Genomic DNA, 8,031 nt, shown 5'->3' on the forward strand with positions numbered 1-8,031 from the left:
TTGTGGAGCTAAATTTGAATACAAAAAAACTGACAACCGTTAGGTGTCAGTTAAAGGTACTGTCATAAGAACACCTTTTAAAGGTGTTCTATGGCAGTATTTTTTTATTTGCCGCTAGGCAGCACTTTTTTGACTTTGATACGCATAATAGGAACTGATAAACCTTATAACACGTTTTTTTGTACCTGTTAGAAAGTCAATAGGAACAGTAAAATGTGGTGAGGTGATTACATATGCGTAAAAAAGAAGATAAATACGATTTTAGAGCTTTTGGTCTTGTCATCAAAAAAGCCCGTATGAAAAAAGGTTTGACCCGTGAACAGGTGGGAGCAATGATTGAGATTGACCCTCGTTACCTAACAAATATCGAGAATAAGGTGCAGCACCCAAGTTTACAAGTGTTCTATGACCTTGTTTCATTACTGGAAGTTTCCGTTGATGAATTTTTCCTGCCTGCGTCTGATCTGGTGAAAAGCACCAGAAGACGACAGTTGGAAAAGCAGCTTGACAACTTATCTGATAAAGATTTAATCATCATGGAAAGCGTTGCTGACGGAATCATTAAGTCTAAGGAAGTGGAGGGAAATTAACCCTCCATTTTTATATTCTTTTTGAGTGAGTATGTTCCTGTTAAAATTGCTGTAATACAAGCAACCACATGACTAATTAAAACAGCAACCCAAATACCATTTAACCCAAAACCTGCATATGAGATAGCATATGATAAAGGTATACGAACAACTAAGTAGTAGAAAATCATTAGTAACATACTCTTTGTTGGACTTCCCATTCCATTTAGACTTCCCAAATAGCAGTTTGTTATAGTATTCAAAATATATCCTATGCTAATAATCATAAAATACCCTTTTACAATTTGAGCTACTACGTTACTTGAAACAAATAGATTAGATAATTGCGTTGAAAAAGCAATAACCAAAGCCGAAAGTATCAATAAAACGACACCTCCGTATTTTAAAGACAGCTTTAAATAATCTTTTGCTCTATCAGCTCTTTTTGCACCAATACATTGTCCAATAATAGATGTCAGCACCATATTAAATGCCATTGCAGGATAAAATAATATTGTTTCTAATTTTCCAGTAATTCCATAGGCAGCAATAGCAGAAATACTATATGTGCTAATAAGAGAGGTTAAGAAAGTAGTGCTTATAGCTGGAATACTTTGCTGAATAACAGAGGGAATGGCATTTTTTATTAATGGAATAATTGTGCTTTTATCAAAATCAACAAATGAAAATTTAAAAATTCTTTTCTTCCTAATGTATATGAGCATAAAAACTAAACACAATGATTGAGAAAGCAATGTTGCAATAGCTGCTCCTTGAAACCCGATTTTTTGAATAAAAATAGGGTCTAATATTGCGTTTAATATTGTTGATATAAGCATAGCAATCACTTGAAACATCGTGTTTCCAAAGCTACGGAGAACTGCGGTGAAATATAAATACAGATATACAGGTAAATATCCTAAAATATAAATTGATAGGTAGTCCTTTGCCATACTCATTGTTTCCATTGGTGTATTTAATAGCTTTAATATAGTAGGCAAGAGAAGCTCCAAAAGTAATGTGACAAGTAAAGAAAACACTACTGCAATACAAAAAGAAGTGGAAATCAAAGTTCTTTTTTTCTGTTCATTCTTAGCACCTATTGCTTGTGATAATAAGATGGAAACACCATTTGTAGCTCCCATTGCAACAGAAGTCAAAATTAAAATAATGGGTGTGGAATTAGTCAAAGCAGCATACGCTGTTTCACCAAGTAAATTTCCAATCCAAAGGCTGTCAACTAAGTTATAAGCCATATTTAAAAACATAGCGACAATCATTGGAAGTGTCATTGCAAGCAAACATTTTTTTGTATTCCAGTTTATAAAGTCTAATTTTGTGTTCATAAAATCCTCCTATTATGAATGAATATCATTCATTTATATTCTAAAAAAATTCCCTGCTATTTAAAAGCAAGGGGAAAATTATAGATTAAATAAATCAAATAAAACTGCTTTTATTTTTTTGTTTTTTTCTTCTGATGATAGAGTTTCATCTGCCAAAATTCCAAGCTGACCGTATACACAGAAATTAGCATATGATTCAATATCTGAAACATGAAGTTCTCCAGTGGCGTTTCCGTTTTCTATTAACTTTGCAACAATAGGCACTAATTTTTGACAAACACTCAAAAATAGTAAATCATGAAAAGTTTTATTTTTCTCATTGTGAAATGTATCATAGTATATATCATTTGCATTTTCTGATAACACTTCCATATGAGTAATCATATCTTTTATAGAAACTTGTTTAACACTGTTTTTTAACTTCAATTTATTAACTAATATATCAGCGTATTCATTGATCGCTGTTTGAAAAAGAATATCTTTTGATGGAAAATATCGGTAACAAAGTCCTTGTGCTACACCTATTTTTTTTGCAATATCGGATATGGAAGTTTTCTCATATCCTTTTTCAGCGAATAATTGCATAGCTGTTTCCAATATTTCTTGCTTTCTTTCCTCTGGTTCTTTAGAAATACGCATATTTAAACCTCCTTTTCATATAGAGTAACATTTACAAAATAACGTGTCAATGACTGATGTTCACTCACACTTACTTTATTGCATATGATATGCAGGAGGTAGTTCCTATATGCTCCCAAGTAACATTGTGAAATCTTCTTGATAACAGACTTAGCATTTCTTTCTTTGAATATATTTTTACATCACCCTCTTTACTGTATTTTATGTAGATGTTCATTATTTGACGTGCAAGCGGCGGTTGCCAACAATCACCAATGATTATCAAACCACCATTTTTTAACACACGATAGGATTCATCTAATACTTTTTCTGGTGACGGATAATGATGAAAAGAATCATTACAAATAACAACATCAAATGTATTATTGTCAAAAGGTAAGTATTCCGTATCACCTAGTATAAAATGTGCTTTATCTATTTTTTTCTCATTCGCTATACTAATCATTTTATCTGATATATCTATACCAACTAACCGTTCTGAATGATACTTCTGTTGTATCTGGTAAAGCAATTCTCCTGTTCCACACCCTAAATCTAAAAGAGATGAAAAACTATCATTTTCTAATAACTTTAATATGTAAGGATAAAGCGTTCTGGCATGTTGACCTTTAATATCACTATCATAGGTTGCTGCCTGCTGATTAAAAGTTCTTTTTGAATTTTCTTTTATAGTATTCATTGGGTTACACCTCCTTTCAGTTATGTATTATACAACTTAAAAATCTTGATGTCAATGAATAATATTCATTCATTAAAAACAGGCTTACTCTAATATGCACATATTAAAATAAGCCTGTTACATTTTATCCTACAATCTTCCAGTTACTATCCTTTTCCAGCGTCAAGTCAATTGTGAAATCTGCGTTGCCTTTGTTCGCTGGTCGAGATACTTCACTGACACCGATACCTTGACCTGTTCCCCGTCTTTGGTGAAGATAGGATTTACCAGTTCTGAAAACACATAATCACAGTTTACAGGAGAAAGTGCATTGCCAGACACATAATAGGCAAGTTCTTTTTCCGTTGCGGTAGGATAGAGCTTGAAGAAAGTTTCCGAAAACTCTGTCACTTCCTCCGCTGTGGAAGCGTCCACCGTTCCGGCGGATTCCAGCGCTATTGGTTCATAGCTGGATTTTGACGGTATGTTGCTGATGGTCGGATTCTGGGTAATAACCATGTTCCCGTTGCTATCTACATGAACCACTACCATGTAAGCGGAAGTGTATCTGGCAGACTGTTCACCCTCCGTTACCATCTGATCTACGGAGTAGACAACGGTAAAGTCGTCTGTTCCAGTCTGTTCTACTTCCCATACCGTTACATCAGTCACCGCAGAGCTTGTGGGTATATCCTGCCGAACCGTATCTACATTCAAGTCCTGCAAGCTCTGTGTCAGATAGCTGCTGATGGCAGCGGTTCTTTTGTCAATGGATTCCTGTGTGTTGCTCCATGAATAGTAGGATTTTGCAAAGCCTTTGACAAAATTCTCTATCCTGTTGGTATCAACAATACGCTGTTCAATGACTTCCTTTTCATGTACCGTGTGCATATCAATGGCAGTAAAATTTTTATATACGCCAAAGCTAACGCTTGCAATCAGCACCAGCCACAAAGCAATCACGGACTTTTTATTTTTTTTGAGAATTTGAAAAAATGATAACTGTACAAAAATATTTATATAGTATTATAAAGTAAACAAAAAACATAATAACCACAAAAACACTTTATTAAACAAGAAATTACAAAAAAATCAAAAAAAATTACCTTTCGTATAAACATTACAAACACTACACTTCAAAAAAACGGATAAGCAATTTCAATGCTTACAGTGTGTTTGACGAAAATATATAAATTTGATAACATTTAACATATAAGTTATGAGATGCCCTTTGACGTTGTTAAAGGGAATTTTTTTAGATTTTAAACACTATATATAGTGGTTATAAAAAAATCACATACTATATATAGTTGTTTGAGGGGGAATTATAATGATTGAATTTATAAAGAAAAGAGACGGCAGAACGATACCATTTAATGAAAATAAGATAACTAGAGCTATCTTTCTAGCGGCTTCAGATGTTGCTAAAAAGGAAGGAAAAGCTCCAGATTTTAAAATGGCAGAGGATTTAACACAGGAGGTTATAGCTTTATTAGAAAGAAGATTTGGTGAAGAAGTACCTAGTGTTGAAGATGTACAGGATGCTGTTGTAAAAGTACTTATAGAAACAGGACACGCTAAAACTAGCGAGGAATATATACTTTATAGAGCGGAAAGAACTAGAGTTAGAAATTCTAAGACTAGATTAATGAAGGCGATAGAAAAGATAACGTTCTCTGATGCAGGCGATGCTGATATAAAAAGAGAAAATGCAAATATAGATGGGAATACAGCAATGGGAACAATGCTGCAGTATGGTAGTGCTGTTTCAAAAGAGTTCTGTAAGACAAATGTGTTAAAGCCAGAACATGCAATGGCTCATGATTCAGGTGATATACATATACACGATATGGACTTTTTAAATATGGGAACGCTTACTTGTTGCCAGATAGATGTTGAAAAATTATTTGAAGGTGGATTCTCAACAGGACATGGGTTCTTAAGAGAGCCAAACGATATAATGAGCTACGGAGCATTAGCAGCTATTGCTATCCAGAGCAACCAGAACGATCAGCATGGTGGACAGAGTATCCCATTCTTTGATTATGGTTTAGCTGAAGGTGTTCATAAAACATTTAGAAAGTTATACATATCTAACTTAACTAAAGGACTTGTTCTTTTAGATGATATGGAAGATGAATCTACAAAAGAGGCAGTTAAAGAGATTGTCTACAATGTAGAGAAAGAAACTAATGTAAAAGCAAGTCTTGATATAAATAAAAGTGAAGAATTTACATCTAGAGTAATCGAAAAATTAGCAGCTAAGTTTAATATAGCTGTATTAGAAGCAGAAAAAATAGAAAAGTTTGCTTATAGAGAAGCGTATAAAGAAACTGATAGAAAGACTTATCAGTCAATGGAAGCATTTATACACAATTTAAATACTATGCATTCCAGAGCAGGGGCACAGGTTCCATTCTCTAGTATAAACTTTGGTACAGATACTTCTTCAGAAGGTAGAATGGTAAGTAAGAACCTTCTTCTTTCTCAGGAAAAAGGTCTTGGAAATGGTGAAACACCAATATTCCCAATACTTATATTCAAAGTCAAGGAAGGGGTAAATTTAAACCCAGGAGATCCAAACTACGATTTATTTAAGTTATCTTGTAGGGTATCTGCTAAGAGATTATTCCCTAACTTTAGTTTCTTAGATGCACCATTTAATGCACAGTACTACGTTCCAGGAAATCCTGAAACAGAAGCTACTTATATGGGATGCAGAACTAGAGTTATAGGTAATGTTTGTGGACCAGAAACAGTTAGTGGTAGGGGTAATTTATCATTTACTACTATAAATCTACCAAGATTAGGTATAATTCATGGATGTGTAGATGGTTCAAATCCTGATATAGATGGGTTCTTTAAGGATCTTGATGAAAAGATAGATTTAGTTATAGATCAGTTATTAGAAAGAATGGAAATTCAAGGAAAGAAAAAAATGAAAAACTTCCCATTCCTTATGGGACAGGGAGTTTGGATGGGTTCTGATGAGCTAGGTCCAGAAGATGAGTTAGCAGAGGTTATTAAACAGGGAACTTTAACAGTTGGTTTTATAGGTTTAGCTGAGTGTTTAATAGCGCTTATAGGTAAACATCACGGAGAAAGTGAAGATGCCCAGAAGCTTGGTTTAGCTATTATTTCTCATATGAAGGACAGAATGGATGAAGCAACAGAAAAATACGGACTAAACTTCTCATTAATAGGTACTCCTGCAGAAGGTTTATCAGGTAGATTTACTGAGATAGATAAGAAAAAATACGGAGAAATAAAAGGTGTTACAGATAAGGAATATTATACAAATTCATTCCATGTTCCAGTTTATTATAAGATAAGTGCATTTGAGAAGATAAATATAGAAGCACCATATCATCAGTATACAAATGGTGGACATATTACTTATGTTGAGTTAGATGGTGATCCTACTAATAATTTAGAAGCATTTGAGTCAGTTGTTAGAGCGATGAAAGACGCTGGAATTGGGTATGGAAGTATAAATCATCCTGTTGATAGAGATCCTGTTTGTGGATATTCTGGAATAATAAACGGAGATATATGCCCAGCATGTGGACGTAATGAAAAAGATAGCGATATAAAATTTGAAAGAATTAGAAGAATAACTGGATATCTTGTTGGTACCGTTGATAGATTCAATAATGCTAAGAGAGCAGAGGTTAGAGATAGAGTTAAGCATATGTAGTGATTAGATGTAGTTTTTTAGGGTTGAGAAGGAAGTGGAAATTTATGGATATAAGGATAGCTTCAGATGTTACTTTTGATAGTATAGTCGATGGTCCTGGTTTGAGAGCTGTGGTTTGGACACAGGGCTGTAAGCATAATTGTATAGGATGTCATAACCCTCAAACTCATAGTATAATGGGTGGTAAGATTGTAGATACAAGTGAGATTATAGATAAAATTAAGTCTAAAAAGCTTCAGAGTGGAGTGACACTATCTGGAGGGGAGCCGTTTTTACAGCCAGAAGCAGTTGGAGAAATTGCAGCAGCTGTTAAGGAAATGGGGATGAATGTATGGTCTTTTACTGGGTTTACATTTGAGCAACTTACAGATAAGAAAAATAAGAATTATTTTAGCAATCTAAGACTTTTAAATAATATAGATGTTTTAGTGGATGGTAAATTTGAAATAAATAAAAAAGATATTTCTTTGAAATTTAGAGGTTCATCTAACCAGAGAATTATAGATGTTCAAAAAAGTTTAAAATATGGAAGTGTTGTAATACGGGAAGAGTATACAGAAAACTATGTAGATACATTTTTACCAATGGCAAAATAAAATAGATTAAAAAGTTTGAGTGTAGTAGATTTTACTGCACTCTTTTTTTATGAAAATTTTATTGGAGTTAAAAAATGCCTAATAATCGGATAAAATAAATATTTTAAAAGCGTTTGATAAACTCTTAAAATCAAGAGGAAAAATAAAAAATAAAAAAAGTTTAAAAAAAGTGTTGACGTCAAATCTTAAAGATGATAATATAATACTTGTCCTTGAGAGAGGGCAACGAAATAGAAATAAATGAACTTTGAAAACTGAACAGCAGATATATTTAGTTTGAACAAACAGTTCGAACGCCATACAAACCATGCCAGATATTTTGAGATAACATCTGAGCGGATTTAAATTTTATTTTGAGCAACGGAAATTCTGAATGATAATGAAGAATTTCGTTGGCGATATAAAATTTCTTCGAAATTTTATTTTGAGAGTTTGATCCTGGCTCAGGATGAACGCTGGCGGCGTGCCTAACACATGCAAGTCGAGCGATCTCTTCGGAGAGAGCGGCGGACGGGTGAGTAACGCG

General features: G+C 33.6%; 6 protein-coding genes, 1 rRNA gene and 1 pseudogene. 4 read left to right on the top strand and 4 right to left on the bottom strand.

The features are described from left to right. The first annotated feature begins 233 nt into the window (after positions 1–233). Positions 234–590, top strand: a complete 357-nt coding sequence (locus ACK2WN_RS11610; protein WP_416155655.1) for a helix-turn-helix domain-containing protein — start codon at positions 234–236, stop codon at positions 588–590. On the opposite strand, the gene ACK2WN_RS11615 is transcribed toward ACK2WN_RS11610, so the two are convergent. From ACK2WN_RS11615 to ACK2WN_RS11630, 4 genes and pseudogenes are all read right to left on the bottom strand, one after another. Further along, positions 587–1,915: an MATE family efflux transporter gene (locus tag ACK2WN_RS11615; protein WP_416155656.1), complete on the bottom strand. Its 1,329-nt coding sequence runs from the start codon at positions 1,913–1,915 to the stop codon at positions 587–589. The genes ACK2WN_RS11610 and ACK2WN_RS11615 overlap by 4 nt on opposite strands. 78 nt (positions 1,916–1,993) lie before the next feature. Continuing rightward, on the bottom strand, positions 1,994–2,554 hold the full coding sequence (locus tag ACK2WN_RS11620) for a TetR/AcrR family transcriptional regulator (protein ID WP_416155657.1): 561 nt from the start codon (positions 2,552–2,554) through the stop codon (positions 1,994–1,996). Between the two features lie 70 nt (positions 2,555–2,624). After that, positions 2,625–3,233, bottom strand: a complete 609-nt coding sequence (locus ACK2WN_RS11625; RefSeq protein ID WP_416155658.1) for a class I SAM-dependent methyltransferase — start codon at positions 3,231–3,233, stop codon at positions 2,625–2,627. Between the two features lie 124 nt (positions 3,234–3,357). Next, a pseudogene (locus ACK2WN_RS11630) lies at positions 3,358–4,187 on the bottom strand (conjugal transfer protein); the annotation flags it as partial. 355 nt (positions 4,188–4,542) lie between these two features. Here ACK2WN_RS11630 and ACK2WN_RS11635 point away from each other — a divergent pair. From ACK2WN_RS11635 to ACK2WN_RS11645, 3 genes are all read left to right on the top strand, one after another. Then, the gene (locus ACK2WN_RS11635) at positions 4,543–6,909 is read left to right on the top strand and encodes an anaerobic ribonucleoside triphosphate reductase (RefSeq protein WP_416155659.1); all 2,367 of its coding nucleotides are present in this window, start codon (positions 4,543–4,545) and stop codon (positions 6,907–6,909) included. A 44-nt stretch (positions 6,910–6,953) separates the two neighbouring features. Beyond that, entirely contained in the window at positions 6,954–7,505 is a 552-nt protein-coding gene (gene nrdG / locus ACK2WN_RS11640; protein WP_300531327.1) for an anaerobic ribonucleoside-triphosphate reductase activating protein, read from the top strand. Between the two features lie 420 nt (positions 7,506–7,925). Further along, positions 7,926–8,031 (top strand): 16S ribosomal RNA (locus ACK2WN_RS11645); the annotation flags it as partial.

The organism is Peptacetobacter sp. AB800 (genome assembly GCF_047807365.1).
Classification (GTDB): Bacteria; Bacillota; Clostridia; order Peptostreptococcales; family Peptostreptococcaceae; genus Peptacetobacter.